Raw genomic sequence first — 18,332 nt, 5'->3', positions numbered from 1 at the left:
TAGTTTCCTGCCCCCCTTCCCAAGTCTGCGGCAAAGCCTAGAATGGCCGCCGGATCCGTCCGGATCTCCCGATCAATCCCTTTGATACCCTCGCCCATGTCTGAAGTCAGTCCGTGTCTGAATTGCGGTGCCTGCTGTTCCCATTTTCGCGTGTCTTTCTTTTGGGGTGAGTGCGCATCTTCCGGCGGCACGGTGCCTGATGAACTGGTCACACAGATCAGCCCCAGCCGGGTGGCGATGAACGGCACCGACTGCAAATCGCCACGTTGCACGGCGTTGGTCGGTGAAGTCGGCAGCGAGGTGAAGTGCTCGATTTATGAACTGCGCTCCAGCCCCTGCCGCGAATTCGAGTCGTCATGGGAAAACGGCGAGCAGAATGTCGATTGCGATAAGGCCCGCGCGCGTTTCGGCTTGCCGCCCCTGCAACCCGATTGGGCGCAAATCCCTTTCGAACAGATCGCTTAAGCTTTTAGCGCCAATCGCTATGACGCTAATGCCAAAATCATTAGCGCCAATGTGCCACTACCGCTTGCACGCCGAAATCGGCCTCTATACTCCTGACATTCAACTGCGTTCAACGCGCACTCGGGACGACTTCAGAGACGGGGCATGCTATGGAGTGGCTTGGTTTGCAGTTTGTTGCCGAGCTGCCGGAGAGCGGGCAGGTCATCCTCGATTGCAGTCACAACCCTCTCCTGGTGATGGTTGCGTATCTGGTCGCCTGCGCAGCCAGTTTCGCCACCCTGGATATGGCTGAGCGCGTTGTAAATGCCGAAGATCCGGGATCGCGGCGGAGCTGGCGCTGGATCGGCGCGACCTGCCTGGCCGGCGGCATCTGGGCCATGCATTTTATCGGCATGCTGGCTTTCCAGACACCGATCGACATTCAGTACGACCTTGGCATCACCCTTTTCTCGTTGCTGATCGCCCTGCTCGCCTCTTGGCTGGCCATGCAAACTTTGAGCGAAGCGCAGCCGAGTGCGTTGCATTGCTTGAAAACCGCGTTTGTCATCGGCCTGGGCATCGCCGGCATGCATTACGTTGGCATGGCGGCGATGAAGTCGAGCGCCACCGCCTACTATCAGCCAGGACTGTTCGCGCTGTCTGTGGCGATCGCCATCGGCGCCAGTTTCGCCGCGCTGTGGGTGGCCCGCTATCTGAGCGAAGGCAGCGGCGTGGCGCATCATTTGCTCAAGTACGGCGCTGCGCTGATTCTCGGCGCCGGCATCATCAGCATGCATTTCACCGGCATGGCTGCGCTGGATCTGGTTCTTCCCGAGGGAGGCCCGACAGCGAGCGGCGGCGATAACGGGCATCTGCAACTGGGCCTGACCGTGGCGCTGATCATCCTGCTGATCCTTGGCAGTGCGATCAGTGCGGCGCTGGCCGACAAGAAACTGCAGAACAAAGAAGAGGACCTGCGCCGCGTCAACGCCCTGCTCAGCCAGCTCGATCAGGCGCGCATGTCGCTGCAACAAGCGGCCAACTACGACGCACTGACCAACCTGATCAACCGGCGCGGTTTCAACCAGATCTTCGCCGAGAAACTCAGCCAGAAAACCAGCGAAGGCGGCATGCTCGCGGTGATGTTTCTCGACATCGACCACTTCAAGCGGATCAACGACAGCCTCGGCCATGACGCCGGTGACGAACTGCTCAAAGTCATCGCCCAGCACATCAAAGGCTCGGTGCGCAGCCATGAAGACGTGGTCGCGCGTTTCGGCGGCGACGAGTTCTGCATCCTCATCAATCTGCGTGACCGCGAAGAAGCCCGCAACATGGCCCAGCGCATCATGCTCAAGATGAAGGAGCCGATCGAACTGGCCGGACGCCGCATGGTGATGACCACCAGCATCGGCATCAGTCTGTTTCCGGAGGATGGCAGCACCTGCGAAGAATTGCTCAAACACGCAGATCTGGCGCTGTATCAATCCAAAGGCGCGGGGCGCAACGGCCTGCATTTTTTCAGTTCCAACCTCAAGACCCGCGCCAGCTTTGAGCTGCAACTGGAAGAAGAATTGCGCCACGCCTTGCGCGAAGAAAACGGCCTGACGCTGTATTACCAACCAATCTTCGAACTGAAGACCGGCCGCGTCACCAAGCTTGAAGCACTGATCCGCTGGCAGCATCCACTGCACGGGTTGCTGACCCCGGATCGCTTTATCTCCATCGCTGAAAATAACGGCCTGATTGCCGAGCTGGATAATTGGGTGCTGCGCCGGGCCTGCAAGGATCTGGGCGAACTCTCGCGGCATGGCTGCGAAGAACTGAAAATTGCCTGGAACTGCTCACCACTCAACCTCGCCCGGGAAGAACTGGCCACGGAAATCGAAAGCGCATTACGCACCGCCGGGGTGGCGCCGGGACGGCTGGAACTGGAAGTCACCGAAAACGCGTTGATGGGCAACATTGCCAACACCCTGGTATTGCTGAGACAGATCCGCGCGCTTGGCGTCTCACTGTCGATCGACGACTTCGGCACCGGTTATTCCTCGCTGGCCTACCTCAAACGCCTGCCGCTCAACACCCTGAAAATCGACCGCTCGTTTATCCTCGACATTCCCACGGCGACCGCCGACATGGAGATCGTCCAGGCGATCATCGTCATGGCCCACACTCTGCACTTGCAGGTGGTGACCGAAGGCGTCGAAAGTCTGGAGCAGTACGAATTCCTTGAACGCTCGGGCTGCGATTTCATCCAGGGTTACCTGCTCAGTCGCCCCGTGCCGCTGGACGAGTTGCGCCCGGTGCTGGAAGAAATCAATCAGCGCAAGCATTCACACACGGTCAATCCGCTGATTCTGGCGCGCGGTACATTTGCACCAGTGTCGCTGGATCCTGCGTCAAATAGCCTTGCGCCCCATGCAGGCGCATCAGTTGTGCGGCCAATCCGCTGATCGGCGTCGCCGAACCCTGTTCGCGGGAGAATTTGACGGCGGTGTCGAGATCCTTGAGCAATGTGCGCACGTGCCATTTGATCGGTTCGAAACGGCTGTCAGCCATTTGCGGGGCGAGGATCTGCAGCGGTTTCGAATCGGCAAAACCGCCGGCCAGCGCTTCAGCGATCAGGCTCGCGTCGACTCCAGCCTGTTCGGCAAGTGCCACCACTTCAGCGATGACCAAAGCATTGCAGGCGACGATCATCTGATTGCAGGCCTTGGTCACCTGCCCTGCGCCGATTCCGCCCATGTGCGTGACGCGCTGACCGAGATTGAGCAACACCGGGCGCACCCGCTCAAGATCCGCAGCGTTACCACCGACCATGATTGCCAGACTGCCCGCCTCGGCACCGACCACGCCGCCGGACACCGGTGAATCCAGCCAGGCCATGCCGGTTTTCTCCGCCAGTTCTGTGGCCATCTCGCGCGTGGCGGTCGGCTCAAGGCTGGAAAAGTCCACCAGCAACTGGCCGTTTTTCGCGCCTTCGGCGATACCTTCAGCACCAAAGACCACCTGGCGAACCACCGCCGTGTCGGCCAGACACAGCATCACCACGTCGGCGTGTTCGCACAGTTCAGCGGGGCTCGCTACCTGTCGCGCGCCGGCCTCGACCAATGGCCCGCACTTGGCCGGGTTGCGGTTCCACACGGTCAGCGGATAACCCGCCGCCAACAGACGCCGGCACATGGGCAGGCCCATCAGACCGATTCCGGCGAACCCCAACGAAGGTAGCGTTGACATCATTTTGCCTCTTTTCGATTAAAGATCGCCGAATAATGGCCGATTCATCAACGATCAGGAAAGGATTCCCCCCAGCGACAGTCAGGCCAAAAACCTGATGCTCGGGCTCAATTCGCGCACAAAGACGCGAGATCTTATTCCGTGAGGTTCGCAGGCAAAAGCCCGCGAGCCAACCCAGTCCAGGTATATGGCGCACAATGACTTCTAAAAACAATCCCGCCACTGCGGTATCCGATCTGACTTTGAGCCCCGCCGCCAACAGCCCGTCACCGTCGAAGCCATTGCTGCCGTCGCGCCCGCTGTCGACTCAGCAATACCTGTACTTCACCGAAACCAATACCGACCGCATCCTCGACAATCTCGACGGTTTGCGTGATCTGGTGTTCCCGCGCCCGCCGCACCTGGAAGGCGATAACGAACAGCACAACGATCAGGAATTCCCGTCGGTGTGTCTGATCGGCCTCGGTCGCTGCGGCTCCAACATCGCGCTCGATGTCGCGGAGCTGGTGTACAACGCGCGCAAGTTCTACCTCAACGAATTCAACAACGAAGACCGCGCGGCAGATCGGCGTCTGGCCGACAAGGGCTACAGCCCGGCCCAGTGGATCAAGAACAACCTGCGCATCGGCCCGAACAAATCGACCAAACCGGTGTTCCTGGTCGAACCGCTGGTGATGCTCGGCGACCTCGACAAGGACATCGCCGGGCGCATCCGTTTCTCGCGCAAGGGCGAGAAAAGCGGCTTCCTGCGCGACTACAGCAAAATGAAGATCATGGACTTGTCCGAAGTCCACGCCGGTGGCGCCGGTAACGCGCCGATCCTCGGCCAGTATCTGGCGAAGATCATCCTCAACAAGGACACCCAGCGTTTCTCCAGCCCTGACTGGAAAATGATCCATTCGTACCTGATCGACAGCTGCGGCATCAAGGCCAACCAGTCGCGCCTGTATTTCTCGATCTTCAGTGCCGGCGGCGGTACCGGTTCCGGCATGGCCTCGGAATTCGGCCTGGCGCAGCAGCACTCGTACATGAACAAGACGTTCGACACCAAGCCGATGGATGAGCATGACGGCAAGAGCGGGCATTCGTTCGTGTTCGAACCGATCTTCACCAGCGGCATCTGCGTGCTGCCGAACATTTCCGATCACCGCAGCGAAATGTCCGAGGCGCTGCACATCAACGCCGGTCGCCTGCTGTGCAAATACCTTTCGGAAGAATGGGATTTCTCCTACAACTTCGCCAATGAAGACAGCAGCGAAGCCAGCGTCATGGGCCGTATCCGCCCTTGGAACGCGATGATGCTGATCTCCAACGACATCATGCGTTACGCCGAAGAAAGCGATGACGGCAACATCCAGAACATTGATGTCAATGCGATGGAGAAGCACGCCAACCAGTACATCTCGCAGCAGATCTTCAACATTCTGACAGCGCAGGCCGTCACCACGGACTACGACCAGAACTACTTCCGCCGCGCCGGCATCGACATCGGCGAAACCATTCGCCTCGACGCCAACGACCTGTTCATGAGTCTGGCTGGCCCGGTGGCAATTGCCTACGCCGAATCGGTGGTGCCGGAAACCCCGCCGCCGAGCAGCGACAAGTTCAAAGTGTTCGACAAAGAGCCGCAGCGCCTGAACATCGACGACCTGTTCTTCCGCTCGATCGACCTGCCGCACTTCAACAAAGTCACCCAGGCGATTGAAGGCATCAGCCTGTTGCCGATCGAGTCCAAGCGTTATCGCGCTTCGCTGGAGCAGTACAAGAATTCCGGCTACGACGCTGCCGCGCTGCACGACCTGCACTTCTTCAAGAACTGCTCGTCGGTGGTCTCGATTGTCTCGTTGCCGAAAGACTACAAGCTGTCGTACATGGACCTGAACCGGTTGAAGACTCACCTCAACAGCCTGTTCCCGAATACCACGCTCAAGCGTTACGCGCTGGTGATCGGCGCCTCGGCCAACCTCTCGCTGACCACGTTGATCGCGAAGAGCCCGTGCCTGTCGGATGACTTCCTGACCTTGATCGTGGCGTTCATCAAGCGCTGCTTCGCGAAGAACCCGTACCGTTTCGACGAGACCCTGGACAACTCGATCCTCGATTTCATCATCAACGAAGAGTTCGACGAAGACCGCATCGACGACCTGCTCAACGAATTCGAGAACCCGGCGAAGATCCTCGACACTAACTGGTACGCGATAAAACCGATGTACGAGAAGAAGTACCGCGAGTTGATCAACGACAAAGAGAAGTTTGTCTCGATCAACGACATTCGTTTGTCGCGTGATTGCGTGAAGAAGTCGATCAAGTACCTGCGCGAGATTTACCGTCACCGGATTGGCAAGACCAAGGTTATTTCCCTCAATAACCATACCGGCAAATCATTCACGGTCTGATCCACGACCGAGTCGCCCCCTTCGCGAGCAAGCTCGCTCCCACATTTGGAATGCGTTCCCCTGTGGGAGCGAGCTTGCTCGCGAAGGGGTCAGCCGATTCCCTGAAGATTTCGGCCTTTCCAAGATCCAGAAACAATTAAGCAGCCGTTAGGCTGCTTACTAAACTGTTCCCGTTACGTTTACGTCACCGTGAGCCCGCCCGCGCTTGTGGCGTTTCTCTACGGCAAGGTGCCATCACGCTACTCCGCTACACACTTTTCGCTGATGACCGGTCGCACCATCAAGGTGCGACAGCAGAAGTGCCTGCCCTTTCCTGGATCATAATCCACGGCGAAACCACCACCGCCCACAACGACGGATCACGCTGGAAAAGATCCAGCGCCCGCGTTTCAGAGAGCTTGGCGACCTTGTCTTCGGCCAGCCAGGCAGCCACTTTCTCGCCATCATCCGACGCCACGGCCTCGGCAGCGGCGATCAAATCCAGCGCAGGGTCGACCCACAATAGGGCACCCTTGGCGAAGAACGGCTCCAACTCTTTCCAGGTAATAGATGCGGTTTCACCAAGCAGCTTGGCATAGAGGGTGCTAGGTTCTTGATTCATGGGTGCTGTCCGGAAAAGAAATCGACGCGAATAATAACGTCGGTGGTCCGTCAGCAAAACCCGGTTGCAAATGGCTGCACCGAACGAAAAGAGCAGGAACGCCAGGGAATGCTGCTGATTGGGATATATGCCCACGAACGCCCCGCCGCAATTCTGTCTTTTTCATTCAAAAATGCGACACCCCGAAGTTTTGCCCCTCGGCGCCCGCTTCCCAGGCTGACAACCGGCGCTCTACACTGTACCGGTACAGTTGCCGGGGGCATTTCCGGAGGGTATCGCAAAGATATCTGACCCGGTTCTGCTGCTACGGCGCCAGAACTCAAAAAAATTACAACAGTAAGAGTGGAGCACTATGACTAAGGCTACTAAGCAGATTTCCAAACTGTTTGCCGCTATGGTTCTGGCCGGGGTTGCCAGCCATTCGTTCGCAGCTGACACCATCAAAATCGGTATCGCCGGTCCTAAAACCGGTCCTGTAGCCCAGTACGGCGACATGCAGTTCAGTGGCGCGAAAATGGCCATCGAGCAAATCAACGCCAAGGGCGGCGTCGACGGCAAGAAGCTCGAAGCCGTTGAATACGACGATGCCTGCGATCCGAAACAAGCGGTAGCGGTCGCGAACAAGGTCGTCAACGACGGCGTCAAGTTCGTGGTTGGTCACCTGTGCTCCAGCTCCACTCAACCGGCTTCGGACATCTACGAAGACGAAGGCGTGATCATGATCACCCCGGCTGCTACCAGCCCGGACATCACCGCCCGTGGTTACAAAATGATCTTCCGCACCATCGGTCTCGACAGCGCCCAGGGCCCTGCCGCCGGTAACTACATTGCCGATCACGTCAAACCGAAAATCGTTGGCGTGCTGCACGACAAACAGCAGTACGGTGAAGGCATCGCCACCGCCGTGAAATCGACCCTCGAGAAGAAAGGCACCAAGGTTGCCGTGTTCGAAGGCGTCAACGCCGGCGACAAAGACTTCTCGGCGATCATCGCCAAACTCAAACAAGCCAACGTCGACTTCGTTTACTACGGCGGCTACCACCCGGAGCTGGGTCTGATCCTGCGTCAAGCCCAGGAAAAAGGCCTGAAAGCCAAGTTCATGGGTCCGGAAGGCGTGGGTAACGACTCGATCACCCAGATCGCCAAAGACGCGGCCGAAGGCCTGCTGGTGACCCTGCCGAAATCCTTCGACCAGGATCCAGCCAACATTGCCCTGGCCGATGCTTTCAAGGCGAAGAAAGAAGACCCGAGCGGCCCGTTCGTGTTCCCTTCCTACTCGGCGGTTGAAGTGATTGCCGAAGGCATCAAGGCAGCCAAGTCCGAAGACGCGGCGAAAGTGGCTGAAGCCATTCACGCCGGCACCTTCAAGACGCCTACTGGCGACCTGAGTTTCGACGCCAAGGGCGACTTGAAAGACTTCAAATTCGTGGTCTACGAGTGGCACAACGGCAAGCCGAAAACCGAAGTGTCGCCTCAGTAAGGCGCTGCCTGACTGACTGCCAATAAAGCCCACGGCGTGCCGTGGGCTTTGTTTTACGAATGTATTGGGCCGCGCTGGCGTGATCCGCCAGTCTCCCCACCTGAAAATCTCAAAACCGTCATCAGCGGTTCGCTGGCAAAACCCGGATTCGAAGTGGATAAAGATCCACGGGGCCGGGCGGGAAAATGACTCCACCAGTGAAATGCGTATCAGGTTTTTAGGAGCGCTGTAATGCCTGACATCTATCACTTCTTCCAACAGCTGGTTAACGGCCTGAACGTTGGCAGCATGTATGCCCTGATCGCCATCGGCTACACGATGGTTTACGGCATCATTGGAATGATCAACTTCGCCCACGGCGAGGTGTACATGATCGGTTCCTACGTGGCGTTCATCGCCATCGCCGGGCTGACCATGATGGGACTCGACAGTGTCCCGCTGTTGATGACCGCAGCGTTTATCGCCAGCATCGTCGTCACCAGTTCCTACGGTTACAGCATCGAACGCATTGCCTACCGCCCGTTGCGCGGCAGCAACCGTCTGATCCCGCTGATTTCCGCGATCGGTATGTCGATCTTCCTGCAGAACACCGTTCTGCTGGCGCAAGACTCCAAGGACAAAGCTATCCCCAACCTGATTCCGGGCAACATTGCCTTCGGCCCAGGTGGCGCACAAGAAGTGCTGATTTCCTACATGCAGATCGTGGTGTTCGTGGTGACCCTGATCGCCATGCTCGGCCTGACCCTGTTCATCTCCCGCTCTCGCCTGGGTCGCGCCTGCCGCGCCTGCGCCGAAGACATCAAGATGGCCAACCTGCTCGGCATCAACACCAACAACATCATTGCCCTGACCTTCGTCATCGGTGCCGCGCTGGCGGCCGTTGCGGCTGTGCTGCTGAGCATGCAGTACGGCGTAATCAACCCGAACGCCGGTTTCCTCGTCGGCCTCAAAGCCTTCACCGCAGCGGTACTGGGCGGTATAGGCAGCATCCCCGGCGCCATGCTCGGCGGGCTGGTGCTTGGGGTGGCGGAAGCCTTTGGTGCCGATATCTTCGGCGACCAGTACAAGGACGTCGTGGCTTTCGGCTTGTTGGTTCTGGTGCTGTTGTTCCGTCCGACCGGCATTCTGGGCCGTCCGGAGGTTGAGAAAGTATGACTAGGAATCTTAAACAGGCGCTGTTCAGCGCTTTGCTGGTGTGGGCCGTGGCCTACCCGGTACTCGGTTTGAAACTGACCATCGTCGGCATCAACCTGGAAGTGCACAACACCAGCCCGGCCGTGCTGGCGACCATCGCCATCTGCTCGGTACTGATGTTCCTGCGCGTGCTGTTCAATCAGCAGATCAGCAAGGCCTGGCGATCCTCGCCGGGCTTGCCGCTGATTCCGGCCAAGGCCAGCAACTTCCTGACCCTGCCGACCACCCAGCGCTATTTCATCATTGCGCTGATTCTGGTGGCGCTGGTGTGGCCGTTCTTCGGCTCGCGTGGCGCGGTGGACATCGCGACGCTGATCCTGATCTACGTGATGCTCGGCCTCGGCCTGAACATCGTCGTCGGTCTGGCCGGTCTGCTTGACCTCGGTTACGTCGGCTTCTACGCCGTCGGCGCCTACAGCTACGCGCTGCTGTCGCACTACTACGGCCTGAGCTTCTGGATCTGCCTGCCGATTGCCGGCCTGATGGCGGCGACGTTCGGTTTCCTGCTGGGCTTCCCGGTGTTGCGTTTGCGCGGTGACTACCTGGCGATCGTAACCCTCGGCTTCGGCGAGATCATCCGTCTGTTCCTGCGTAACCTGACCGACATCACCGGCGGTCCGAACGGCATCAGTAACATCGAGAAACCGACGTTCTTCGGTCTGACCTTCGAACGCAAAGCTGCGGAAGGCATGCAAACCTTCCACGAGTATTTCGGCCTGCAATACAACTCGATCAACAAGGTGATTTTCCTCTACCTGGTTGCGCTGTTGCTGGCGCTGGCGGCGCTGTTCGTCATCAACCGCCTGCTGCGCATGCCGATCGGCCGTGCGTGGGAAGCGCTGCGTGAAGACGAAATTGCTTGCCGCGCGCTCGGTCTCAACCCGACGATCATCAAACTTTCCGCGTTCACCCTCGGTGCTGCGTTTGCCGGTTTCGCCGGTAGCTTCTTTGCTGCCCGTCAGGGTCTGGTCACTCCGGAATCCTTCACCTTCATCGAGTCGGCGATCATCCTCGCCATCGTCGTGCTGGGTGGCATGGGCTCGCAACTGGGCGTGATTCTCGCGGCCGTGGTGATGATCCTGTTGCCGGAAATGATGCGTGAGTTCAGTGAGTACCGGATGTTGATGTTCGGTGCCCTGATGGTGTTGATGATGATCTGGCGTCCACAAGGTCTGCTGCCGATGCAACGCCCACACATGGAGTTGCGAAAATGAGCCGCGAGATTCTTAAAGTCGAAAACCTGAGCATGCGCTTCGGCGGCTTGCTGGCGGTCAACGGTGTGGCCCTGACCGTCAAAGAAAAACAAGTGGTTGCATTGATCGGGCCGAACGGCGCGGGCAAGACCACTGTGTTCAACTGCCTGACCGGTTTCTATCAGCCCACCGGCGGCAGCATCCTGCTGGACGGCGAGCCGATCCAAGGCCTGCCGGGCCACAAGATCGCCCTCAAAGGCGTGGTGCGCACCTTCCAGAACGTGCGCTTGTTCAAGGACATGACGGCGGTCGAGAACCTGTTGATCGCCCAGCACCGTCACCTGAACACCAACTTCCTGGCCGGTCTGTTCAAGACCCCGGCGTTCCGCAAAAGCGAGCGCGAGGCCATGGAATTTGCCGAGTACTGGCTGGAAAAGGTCAACCTCAAAGAGTTCGCCAACCGTACCGCCGGCACCCTGGCCTACGGTCAGCAACGGCGTCTGGAAATCGCTCGCTGCATGATGACCCGTCCACGGATCCTTATGCTCGACGAACCGGCGGCCGGTCTGAACCCGAAGGAAACCGAAGACCTCAAGGCGCTGATCGGCGTGCTGCGTGAAGAGCACAACGTCACCGTGCTGTTGATCGAACACGACATGAAACTGGTCATGAGCATTTCCGACCACATCGTCGTGATCAACCAGGGCACGCCTCTGGCCGACGGCACACCGGAACAGATCCGCGACAATCCTGAAGTGATCAAAGCCTACCTGGGGGAAGCGTAAATGCTGCAGTTCGAAAACGTTTCCACCTTCTACGGCAAGATCCAGGCCCTGCACAGCGTCAACGTCGAAGTCCGTCAGGGCGAGATCGTGACCCTGATCGGTGCCAACGGTGCCGGCAAGTCCACGCTGCTGATGACGCTCTGCGGTTCACCGCAAGCGCACAGCGGCAGCATCCGCTATATGGGTGAGGAACTGGTCGGCCAGGACTCGTCGCAGATCATGCGCAAGAGCATCGCCGTGGTGCCGGAGGGTCGTCGGGTATTCGCCCGTCTGACCGTTGAAGAAAACCTGTCCATGGGCGGCTTCTTCACCGACAAGGGCGACTATCAGGAACAAATGGACAAGGTTCTTGGCCTGTTCCCGCGCCTGAAAGAACGCTTCAACCAGCGCGGCGGCACCATGTCCGGCGGCGAACAGCAAATGCTCGCCATCGGCCGCGCGCTGATGAGCAAGCCGAAACTGCTGCTGCTCGACGAGCCGTCGCTGGGCCTGGCACCGATCATCATCCAGCAGATTTTCGACATCATCGAAATGCTGCGCAAGGACGGTGTGACGGTGTTCCTGGTCGAGCAGAACGCCAACCAGGCGCTGAAAATCGCTGACCGCGCCTACGTTCTGGAAAACGGCCGCGTGGTCATGCAAGGCACCGGTGAAGCGCTGCTGACCGACCCGAAAGTACGCGAGGCGTACCTCGGCGGTTGATGTGTTTCAGCCAACAAAAAACGGCCTTCGGGCCGTTTTTTTTGTGCTTGGGATTCCCCTGTTGGGAGCGGCCCTCGGCAGCTTCGGGGCAGAGTAGGTTGCCTGTGTGGGAATGATCACACATGATTGTGATCACTCACATAATTGATCACGTCCTGCACCGTTATAAAGTTCTCGGATGCATTGTCCGGGATATCCATATCAAACTCCTCCTCAATCGCCATCACCAACTCAACCTTCTTCAGGTCGTCAATCCCGAGATCGCCGATAAAGCTGCTTTCGTTTTTGATCTCTTTTTCATCGATTCCAAACTGTATGACTATCTTTTTCAAACGCTCTAAATCGTTCATTTCCAACACCTCACTTTTCATTGACTGTTCCTGCCGCGAGGAAATGTCCCGAATCAGGGGGCAACTCTTGAGCCCAGCGTCTGATTCGCAGAAATAACGCCCGTCGCCTGCAGCAAATCACTCACCGCGTGCAAGACACCAAAATCTTCAAGAGTGGCTTTTTTATTCAGAATGCGACGCAGGCAAAAATAGATCTGCAGTTCACCAAATGCAGCGCCGTCATTAACAACCTTTTCATCCAGGATGATATTGGCCTTCTCGTCGATCCTGGCTTGCACGAGCTTTTTCAATTCGGACAAATTCATGGTCTTTCTCCCTGATGTGTACCGCCACAAGCCCAATATACTCAGTCGGAAAACCCTGCCAACTGTCAGAAATGACAGTTTTTAATAACCGTTTACGATAACCATTATTCAATTCCTTGGTTTACCTCTGCTTCCACCGGCGATGTGCGTGTTTTCTTTTGAAAAAGATTTGAGGGTTGCTGTAACGCATCGCAGTGAGCGTTCTCTAGTGGGGTAAGCAAGCACAAACCGCTTGTAAAAACCCTGAACAAGACTGGAGAAACATCATGACTGCTACCACCCGCACCCTGTCCGCCACTGCCCTGGTTCTGGCCCTCGGTTCTGCCCTGAGCATGGCTGCTGTATCGACCGTCCACGCCGCTGACGCCAACATGGAAAAATGCTTCGGCGTGGCCATGAAAGGTCACAACGATTGCGCCGCAGGCGCAGGCACCACTTGTGCCGGCACGTCGAAAATGGACTACCAGGCCAACGCCTGGAAACTGGTTCCGAAAGGCACCTGCGCCACCACCGAGAGCAAGACCTCGCCGACCGGTTTCGGTCAGATGGAAGCGTTCAAAGCCAAGTCCTGATCCGCGAACTGCCTGAGTGACGATCATGCTCACCCTCAATGACCATGCCCAACCCCGCACTCAGGCAGCCCTCACCGGGCTCCCGCCCCGTGCCGGGCTGGGACTCAAGACCGGGCACTTTCGTGAAGTGCTCGGCTCATCACCGGACATCGGCTTCTTCGAAGTCCACGCTGAAAACTACATGGTGGCCGGCGGTCCGTTTCATCATTTTCTCGGTTTGATCCGCGAGCAGTATCCGCTGTCGCTGCACGGTGTCGGCTTGTCCATCGGTGCTGAAGGGCCGCTGGATGAACAGCACCTCAAGCGCCTCGCCGAACTGATTCGGCGCTATCAACCGCAATCCTTTTCCGAACATCTGGCCTGGTCGAGCCACGGCCCGGTGTTTCTCAATGATCTGCTGCCACTGGCCTATGACACGCCGACGCTGAACCGCGTCTGCGAGCATATCGATCAGGTGCAGAACACCCTGCAACGACCCATGCTGCTGGAGAATCCGGCAACCTATCTGGCGTTCGAGCGCTCGACGATCGATGAGGCAGACTTCATCGCAGAGGTCATCCGCCGCAGTGGCTGTGGCCTGTTGCTCGACGTCAACAATGTCTACGTTTCCTGCGTGAACCATCAGCGTGATCCGTTGGCGTATCTCGATACCCTGCCCCTGCACAGGGTTGGCGAGATTCATCTGGCCGGGTTTGCCGAAGATAGCGACAGCCTCGGCGATCGTTTGCTGATCGATGATCACGGCGCGCCGATCGATCAAGCCGTCTGGAATTTGTACCGGCAAGTACTGCAGCGCACCGGCCCGGTGGCGACTCTGATCGAGCGCGACAATCAAGTGCCGGCGTTCGCAGTGCTGCTGGTCGAGGCGCAACAGGCTGATGCGCTTTTGCGCGATGCCGGAGGCCGCACATGAGCACTCAACGCGCTTTCGCGGCTGCGCTCATCGACACGCGGCTGCCCTGCCCCGAAGGTCTGTGCAGTGCCAACGGCGCTGATCCGGCGAGCCGTTTCGCGGTGTATCGCAACAACGTGCAGGGCTCGCTGAGCAATGCGTTGGGCGACAGCTATCCGGTGGTTGCGCAATTGGTGGGCGAAGAATTCTTCCGAGCCATGGCGGCCGTTTTCGTACAACAGCAACCGCCGCAAAGTCGGTTGATGAGCTGCTACGGCGAACAATTTGCGGACTTCATTGCAGCGTTTGAACCGGCCGGCAGCGTGCCTTATCTGGCCGACGTGGCGCGCCTTGAGCACCTGCGCACCCTCGCCTATCACGCCGCCGACGCCCTGCCCGTCCGGCCGGAAGAAATCACGGCAGCCCTGACTGATGCGCAAACGCTGAGTGAGCTGCGCCTCGACCTTCATCCCTCCCTGCACCTGCTCGACTCAACCTATGCCGTGGTGGCGATCTGGGGCGCACATCAACACGACGCGACACTGGAGGGCATCGACATCAACCAAAGGCAACACGCGCTGGTATTGCGCAATGGCCTGGACGTCGAAGTGTTTGCCGTTGACCCCGGCGCCAGTACGTTTATCCGCAACCTGATCGATGGCCAGCCACTGCTGAAAGCGGCGGAAAACAGCCCTGAGTTCGACCTCGCGCAAACCCTTGGCTTGCTGATCGCGCACAACGCCATTACCCACTTGAATAACAAGGAACTGCCATGAAAACGCTCATCACCCGCGCCATTGCGCTGCTGGAAAAAATCCCCCACAGCCTGATCGCGTTCATTGCGCGTTTCTCGATTGCCGCGGTGTTCTGGAAATCAGGACAGACCAAGGTTGAAGGTTTGGCCATTGATTTGATTGACGGCACTTTTCAACTCGGCTGGCCACGTCTGGCCGACTCGACGATTCCGTTGTTCAAGAGCGAATACCACGTGCCGTTATTGTCGCCAGAGATTGCCGCGCACATGGCCGCGTTCGCCGAGCACTTTTTTCCGCTGCTGATTCTGATCGGCTTCGCTACGCGTTTTTCGGCGTTGGCCCTGTTGGGGATGACCCTGACCATTCAACTGTTTGTGTATCCCGATGCCTATCCGACCCACGGCACCTGGGCGGCGGTGTTGCTGTACCTGATGGCGACGGGGCCGGGCAAGTTGTCGATTGATCATCTGATCGCCCGCCATTTCGCAAAATAAACAAAATCCTTGTGGGAGCGAGCCTGCTCGCGAATGCGTTAGTTCAGTCAACACATGAAGTGTCTGTGAAACCGCTTTCGCGAGCAGGCTCGCTCCCACAGGAGAATGAAGTCAGCGCTGAAGGCGATCCAGCGCCTCACCGCTGCGTTTGAACCAGCCGATCAGATAGTCAGCGAGTACTTGCGTGCGCTTCGGCAGTCCGCCCTGATACGGATGCACCAGGTACATCGGCATGCGCCGGGTCTGAAAATCGCGCAGGAGCCAGCGCAATCGACCGTCAGCCAATTCCGCTTGCAGCAAGTAGGAAGGCAGTCGCGCGATACCGGCGCCGCTAAGCGCGGCTTTCTTCAGCAAGCTGTAATGGTTGCTGGCGAACGGTCCCGACACCCGCACCCGCAGCAATTCATGCTGCTGGTGATAAAGCCATTCCTCACGCCCGCTGTAGTGGCTGTTGAGTAAGCACCGATGCTCGGCCAGTGCCTGCGGCGTCAACGGTTCACCGAAGCGTTCGAGGTAAGCCGGGCTCGCGCAGGTCATTTCCTGCCATGCCAGTAACGGTTTGGCGACCAGTCGCTCGTCGTTGGCCACTTCGCTACGGATCGCCAGATCAAAGCCGTCCCGAGACATATCGCGGTAACTGTTATTCAACTCCAGCTCGATCTGCACCTCGGGGTATTTGTGCGAGAACTCCAACAGCAGACCATCGAAGAAGGTTTCGCCCAGCGACACCGGCACCGTCATGCGCACCGGTCCGGCCATATCGTCCTTCAACCGCGCCAAGGCCTGACGCGCCCTTTCCACCTGGACGACCAAAGCCTGGGCCTGCGGCAACAATGCTGCGCCGGCGGCGGTCAGGCTCAAGCGCCGGGTAGTGCGTTGCAGCAGCACCACGGAAAACTGTGCTTCGAGCTGACTGATGCGTTTGGACAACTGACCCTTGCTGCAGCCCAACTGCTGCGCCGCCAGGGTAAAACTGCCCGCTTCGATCAACACTGCGAACGCCGCCAGATCATCCATTTCGCTCATGGATTGTTTCCATTTGAAAACCAAAGGTTGCCTATTAGCGCGCTTATCCACAGAAAAAACCACTCTAGACTGAAACCTCGTTCAATCACTTGAGGTACGGCACGATGAAGATTCTGTTGATAGGCGCTGGCGGCACCATTGGTTCGGCGGTGGACAAAGAACTGTCGCAACGCCACGAAGTCATCCGCATTGACCGCACCAGCGGTGACTTGCAGGTGGATATCAGCGACAGCGCATCGATCCGCAAACTGTTCGAAAAAACTGGCAGGTTCGATGCCCTGGTGTGCGCCGCCGGCAACGTGACCTTCGCCCCACTGGGCGAGATGACTGAAGACAGCTTCGCCCTCGGGCTTAAAGACAAACTGATGGGCCAGGTCAATCTGCTGCTGATCGGCCGCGAATTCGCCAATGACGGCGGCTCCTTCACTTTTACCACCGGCGTGCTCAGCCATGATCCGATCCGCAGCGGCGCCTCGGCAGCGCTGGTCAACGGCGCCCTCGACAGCTTCGTCCGCGCCGCCGCCATCGAACTGCCACGCGGCCTGCGAGTGAACTCGATCAGCCCGACCGTACTGCTGGAAGCCATGGGTAGCTACGCCCCGTATTTCCGTGGTTACAAGCCGGTTCCTGCGGCGGATGTGGCGCTGGCCTACGCGAAGAGTGTGGAAGGCCTGCAGACAGGTCAGACATTTCACGTGGGCTGAGCTTCATTTACTCGATCAAAGTCGGTAACAGGCTTTTGGCAACAGGCCGCGGCATCACGATCCTGAGCAGCCCACCAAGCTCCGAATGCACTGTAGTTGTTGAAATGTGCTGGCCATTGATCGACAGGTTCAATGGCTGGCCCAGCGCCTCACGACTGATTGCCTTGGCCCGGGCGGTCGCTTCGGGAGTCAGGGTAACGGAAAGCTGAGCAAAGTCCGGATGGGCGCCCTGATCATCCTTGAGCAGAATTTCCATCCTTGCGAAATCAGCCGCTGAGGAAAAATCAAGATCGGCAGCCTGGCTGGTGCCAGCGCATGACGTCACCAATAGCAGTATCGCGACCTTCCATTGCATTGAGCGCACCTCGATCCATCAAACCAGACAAGCGCAAGACTATGCGGCGACCCCATGCCCAACTCAATAGTGGCCAGACAAACCTTGTGATCGGCAGTCAGCCTCAGTAACGTGGCGGCACTTGTCTGGAGAGCCGAAGATGCGTGTTGCCCGTTCGTTAGTCGTTATTGCCCTGCTGCCATTGTTTGCCGCTTGCCAGTTGCTCGATGGCCAGCGAGAAAGTGCCTCGCACGTCGGGCAGACGCGGATGCAGGGGCAACTGACCGCTGCCGACGGCAAACTGGTGTTCCAGCCGTGCCAGGAGCAGCGTCAACTGGTGGTCAATGACATTGGTGGCACCAGCATTCTGCAAGAAGCGGCAACGCTGGCTGATGAGCAAGGCAAACTGTTTGCCGATGTTCGCGGCAAAGTTGCCGGCGATCGACTCGACCTGACTCAGCTGTACCGCGTCGAGCGCTCCGGCACCGCGTGCGATGATCCCAACTTCAAACAACTGATCCTGCGCGCGGCCGGCCATGGCCCGGAATGGAACGTCAAAGTCAGCGGCAAAGGCATGGTCATCGACCGCGCAGGCCAGCCGCCACTCGCGGTGCCCTATGTTGAAGAACAACTGGGCGACGGCCGCTTCAATCTGAGCAGCGAAGCCAATAACCAGCGCATCGAGTTGTGGGTCGCGCCGCAGCGCTGCGTCGACAGCAGCACCGGCAGCGTGCAGCACATGAGCGCCGAACTGCGCATCGACGGCCAGGTGCAGCGCGGTTGCGGGTATTTCGGCGGATCGCGCAACGACTGAGCGTTTTAGCCTCACCGGATCCGGCCTTTGCGGCTTATAATCGCGGCCTTCAAA

Annotated in this window: 20 protein-coding genes; 14 read left to right on the top strand and 6 right to left on the bottom strand. The window is 58.4% G+C overall.

The features are described from left to right. The first annotated feature begins 96 nt into the window (after positions 1–96). Both CLU80_RS20220 and CLU80_RS20215 read left to right on the top strand, forming a co-directional pair. Entirely contained in the window at positions 97–465 is a 369-nt protein-coding gene (locus CLU80_RS20220; protein WP_034155003.1) for a YkgJ family cysteine cluster protein, read from the top strand. Positions 466–614: 149 nt separating this feature from the next. After that, positions 615–2,897: a putative bifunctional diguanylate cyclase/phosphodiesterase gene (locus CLU80_RS20215; RefSeq protein ID WP_099758199.1), complete on the top strand. Its 2,283-nt coding sequence runs from the start codon at positions 615–617 to the stop codon at positions 2,895–2,897. On the opposite strand, the gene CLU80_RS20210 is transcribed toward CLU80_RS20215, so the two are convergent. After that, entirely contained in the window at positions 2,788–3,684 is an 897-nt protein-coding gene (locus CLU80_RS20210) for an NAD(P)-dependent oxidoreductase (RefSeq protein ID WP_286079753.1), read from the bottom strand. The genes CLU80_RS20215 and CLU80_RS20210 overlap by 110 nt on opposite strands. Positions 3,685–3,878: 194 nt before the next feature. Here CLU80_RS20210 and CLU80_RS20205 point away from each other — a divergent pair, with 194 nt between their 5' ends. Further along, entirely contained in the window at positions 3,879–6,077 is a 2,199-nt protein-coding gene (locus tag CLU80_RS20205; RefSeq protein WP_093438686.1) for a hypothetical protein, read from the top strand. A gap of 280 nt (positions 6,078–6,357) precedes the next feature. On the opposite strand, the gene CLU80_RS20200 is transcribed toward CLU80_RS20205, so the two are convergent. Then, the gene (locus CLU80_RS20200) at positions 6,358–6,678 is read right to left on the bottom strand and encodes a DUF2288 domain-containing protein (protein WP_099758197.1); all 321 of its coding nucleotides are present in this window, start codon (positions 6,676–6,678) and stop codon (positions 6,358–6,360) included. Between the two features lie 352 nt (positions 6,679–7,030). On the opposite strand from CLU80_RS20200, the gene CLU80_RS20195 reads away from it, so the two are divergent. The 5 genes from CLU80_RS20195 (at position 7,031) to CLU80_RS20170 (ending at position 12,032) form a co-directional block, all read left to right on the top strand. Continuing rightward, on the top strand, positions 7,031–8,158 hold the full coding sequence (locus CLU80_RS20195; protein WP_093438696.1) for a branched-chain amino acid ABC transporter substrate-binding protein: 1,128 nt from the start codon (positions 7,031–7,033) through the stop codon (positions 8,156–8,158). Positions 8,159–8,389: 231 nt separating this feature from the next. Beyond that, positions 8,390–9,313, top strand: a complete 924-nt coding sequence (livH, locus tag CLU80_RS20185) for a high-affinity branched-chain amino acid ABC transporter permease LivH (RefSeq protein WP_007918526.1) — start codon at positions 8,390–8,392, stop codon at positions 9,311–9,313. After that, entirely contained in the window at positions 9,310–10,566 is a 1,257-nt protein-coding gene (locus CLU80_RS20180) for a high-affinity branched-chain amino acid ABC transporter permease LivM (RefSeq protein WP_093438700.1), read from the top strand. The genes livH and CLU80_RS20180 overlap by 4 nt, the downstream gene beginning before the upstream one ends. Continuing rightward, positions 10,563–11,330 (top strand): high-affinity branched-chain amino acid ABC transporter ATP-binding protein LivG, encoded by a 768-nt coding sequence (gene livG / locus CLU80_RS20175; protein ID WP_041478028.1) that lies wholly within the window; start codon positions 10,563–10,565, stop codon positions 11,328–11,330. The genes CLU80_RS20180 and livG overlap by 4 nt, the downstream gene beginning before the upstream one ends. Next, positions 11,331–12,032 (top strand): ABC transporter ATP-binding protein, encoded by a 702-nt coding sequence (locus tag CLU80_RS20170; protein WP_008082262.1) that lies wholly within the window; start codon positions 11,331–11,333, stop codon positions 12,030–12,032. A 116-nt stretch (positions 12,033–12,148) separates the two neighbouring features. Here the strand turns inward: CLU80_RS20170 and acpP are convergent, their stop codons facing one another. Beyond that, a complete protein-coding gene (gene acpP, locus CLU80_RS20165) occupies positions 12,149–12,403 on the bottom strand; it encodes an acyl carrier protein (RefSeq protein WP_414926572.1) in 255 nt (84 codons plus the stop codon). Between the two features lie 32 nt (positions 12,404–12,435). Then, entirely contained in the window at positions 12,436–12,687 is a 252-nt protein-coding gene (locus CLU80_RS20160; protein WP_093438705.1) for a hypothetical protein, read from the bottom strand. 266 nt (positions 12,688–12,953) lie between these two features. Between CLU80_RS20160 and CLU80_RS20155 the strand changes: the two genes are divergently transcribed. From CLU80_RS20155 to CLU80_RS20140, 4 genes are read left to right on the top strand one after another with little or no spacing between them, the layout of a single operon-like run. After that, complete coding sequence (locus CLU80_RS20155; RefSeq protein WP_099758196.1) at positions 12,954–13,259, top strand: BufA1 family periplasmic bufferin-type metallophore; 306 nt, start codon at positions 12,954–12,956, stop codon at positions 13,257–13,259. Positions 13,260–13,284: 25 nt separating this feature from the next. Next, positions 13,285–14,172, top strand: a complete 888-nt coding sequence (bufB, locus tag CLU80_RS20150; protein ID WP_099758195.1) for an MNIO family bufferin maturase — start codon at positions 13,285–13,287, stop codon at positions 14,170–14,172. Beyond that, entirely contained in the window at positions 14,169–14,927 is a 759-nt protein-coding gene (locus tag CLU80_RS20145) for an HvfC/BufC N-terminal domain-containing protein (protein WP_099758193.1), read from the top strand. The genes bufB and CLU80_RS20145 overlap by 4 nt, the downstream gene beginning before the upstream one ends. Continuing rightward, positions 14,924–15,400 carry a DoxX family protein gene (locus CLU80_RS20140; RefSeq protein WP_099758192.1) on the top strand — a complete coding sequence of 159 codons (477 nt, stop codon included), beginning with the start codon at positions 14,924–14,926 and terminating at the stop codon, positions 15,398–15,400. The genes CLU80_RS20145 and CLU80_RS20140 overlap by 4 nt, the downstream gene beginning before the upstream one ends. A gap of 111 nt (positions 15,401–15,511) precedes the next feature. Here the strand turns inward: CLU80_RS20140 and CLU80_RS20135 are convergent, their stop codons facing one another. Further along, complete coding sequence (locus tag CLU80_RS20135) at positions 15,512–16,426, bottom strand: LysR family transcriptional regulator (protein ID WP_099758191.1); 915 nt, start codon at positions 16,424–16,426, stop codon at positions 15,512–15,514. Between the two features lie 104 nt (positions 16,427–16,530). Between CLU80_RS20135 and CLU80_RS20130 the strand changes: the two genes are divergently transcribed. Next, the gene (locus CLU80_RS20130) at positions 16,531–17,130 is read left to right on the top strand and encodes a short chain dehydrogenase (protein ID WP_099758190.1); all 600 of its coding nucleotides are present in this window, start codon (positions 16,531–16,533) and stop codon (positions 17,128–17,130) included. A 7-nt stretch (positions 17,131–17,137) separates the two neighbouring features. Here the strand turns inward: CLU80_RS20130 and CLU80_RS20125 are convergent, their stop codons facing one another. Then, entirely contained in the window at positions 17,138–17,485 is a 348-nt protein-coding gene (locus CLU80_RS20125; RefSeq protein WP_099758188.1) for a hypothetical protein, read from the bottom strand. Positions 17,486–17,624: 139 nt separating this feature from the next. Here CLU80_RS20125 and CLU80_RS20120 point away from each other — a divergent pair, with 139 nt between their 5' ends. Next, positions 17,625–18,278: a COG3650 family protein gene (locus CLU80_RS20120; protein ID WP_099758187.1), complete on the top strand. Its 654-nt coding sequence runs from the start codon at positions 17,625–17,627 to the stop codon at positions 18,276–18,278. Positions 18,279–18,332: the final 54 nt, after the last annotated feature.

Source organism: Pseudomonas sp. 29, assembly GCF_002754355.1.
Taxonomy (GTDB): Bacteria; Pseudomonadota; Gammaproteobacteria; order Pseudomonadales; family Pseudomonadaceae; genus Aquipseudomonas; species Aquipseudomonas neuropathica.
This window is presented reverse-complemented; position numbering and strand designations above follow the sequence as displayed.

Excerpts from the sequence above, each read along its gene's own strand:
- CLU80_RS20220 (WP_034155003.1), top strand. The coding sequence starts at position 97 with ATGTCTGAAGTCAGTCCGTGTCTGAATTGCGGTGCCTGCTGTTCCCAT.
- CLU80_RS20215 (WP_099758199.1), top strand. The coding sequence starts at position 615 with ATGGAGTGGCTTGGTTTGCAGTTTGTTGCCGAGCTGCCGGAGAGCGGG.
- CLU80_RS20210 (WP_286079753.1), bottom strand. The coding sequence starts at position 3,684 with ATGATGTCAACGCTACCTTCGTTGGGGTTCGCCGGAATCGGTCTGATG.
- CLU80_RS20205 (WP_093438686.1), top strand. The coding sequence starts at position 3,879 with ATGACTTCTAAAAACAATCCCGCCACTGCGGTATCCGATCTGACTTTG.
- CLU80_RS20200 (WP_099758197.1), bottom strand. The coding sequence starts at position 6,678 with ATGAATCAAGAACCTAGCACCCTCTATGCCAAGCTGCTTGGTGAAACC.
- CLU80_RS20195 (WP_093438696.1), top strand. The coding sequence starts at position 7,031 with ATGACTAAGGCTACTAAGCAGATTTCCAAACTGTTTGCCGCTATGGTT.
- livH (WP_007918526.1), top strand. The coding sequence starts at position 8,390 with ATGCCTGACATCTATCACTTCTTCCAACAGCTGGTTAACGGCCTGAAC.
- CLU80_RS20180 (WP_093438700.1), top strand. The coding sequence starts at position 9,310 with ATGACTAGGAATCTTAAACAGGCGCTGTTCAGCGCTTTGCTGGTGTGG.
- livG (WP_041478028.1), top strand. The coding sequence starts at position 10,563 with ATGAGCCGCGAGATTCTTAAAGTCGAAAACCTGAGCATGCGCTTCGGC.
- CLU80_RS20170 (WP_008082262.1), top strand. The coding sequence starts at position 11,331 with ATGCTGCAGTTCGAAAACGTTTCCACCTTCTACGGCAAGATCCAGGCC.
- acpP (WP_414926572.1), bottom strand. The coding sequence starts at position 12,403 with ATGAAAAGTGAGGTGTTGGAAATGAACGATTTAGAGCGTTTGAAAAAG.
- CLU80_RS20160 (WP_093438705.1), bottom strand. The coding sequence starts at position 12,687 with ATGAATTTGTCCGAATTGAAAAAGCTCGTGCAAGCCAGGATCGACGAG.
- CLU80_RS20155 (WP_099758196.1), top strand. The coding sequence starts at position 12,954 with ATGACTGCTACCACCCGCACCCTGTCCGCCACTGCCCTGGTTCTGGCC.
- bufB (WP_099758195.1), top strand. The coding sequence starts at position 13,285 with ATGCTCACCCTCAATGACCATGCCCAACCCCGCACTCAGGCAGCCCTC.
- CLU80_RS20145 (WP_099758193.1), top strand. The coding sequence starts at position 14,169 with ATGAGCACTCAACGCGCTTTCGCGGCTGCGCTCATCGACACGCGGCTG.
- CLU80_RS20140 (WP_099758192.1), top strand. The coding sequence starts at position 14,924 with ATGAAAACGCTCATCACCCGCGCCATTGCGCTGCTGGAAAAAATCCCC.
- CLU80_RS20135 (WP_099758191.1), bottom strand. The coding sequence starts at position 16,426 with ATGAGCGAAATGGATGATCTGGCGGCGTTCGCAGTGTTGATCGAAGCG.
- CLU80_RS20130 (WP_099758190.1), top strand. The coding sequence starts at position 16,531 with ATGAAGATTCTGTTGATAGGCGCTGGCGGCACCATTGGTTCGGCGGTG.
- CLU80_RS20125 (WP_099758188.1), bottom strand. The coding sequence starts at position 17,485 with ATGCAATGGAAGGTCGCGATACTGCTATTGGTGACGTCATGCGCTGGC.
- CLU80_RS20120 (WP_099758187.1), top strand. The coding sequence starts at position 17,625 with ATGCGTGTTGCCCGTTCGTTAGTCGTTATTGCCCTGCTGCCATTGTTT.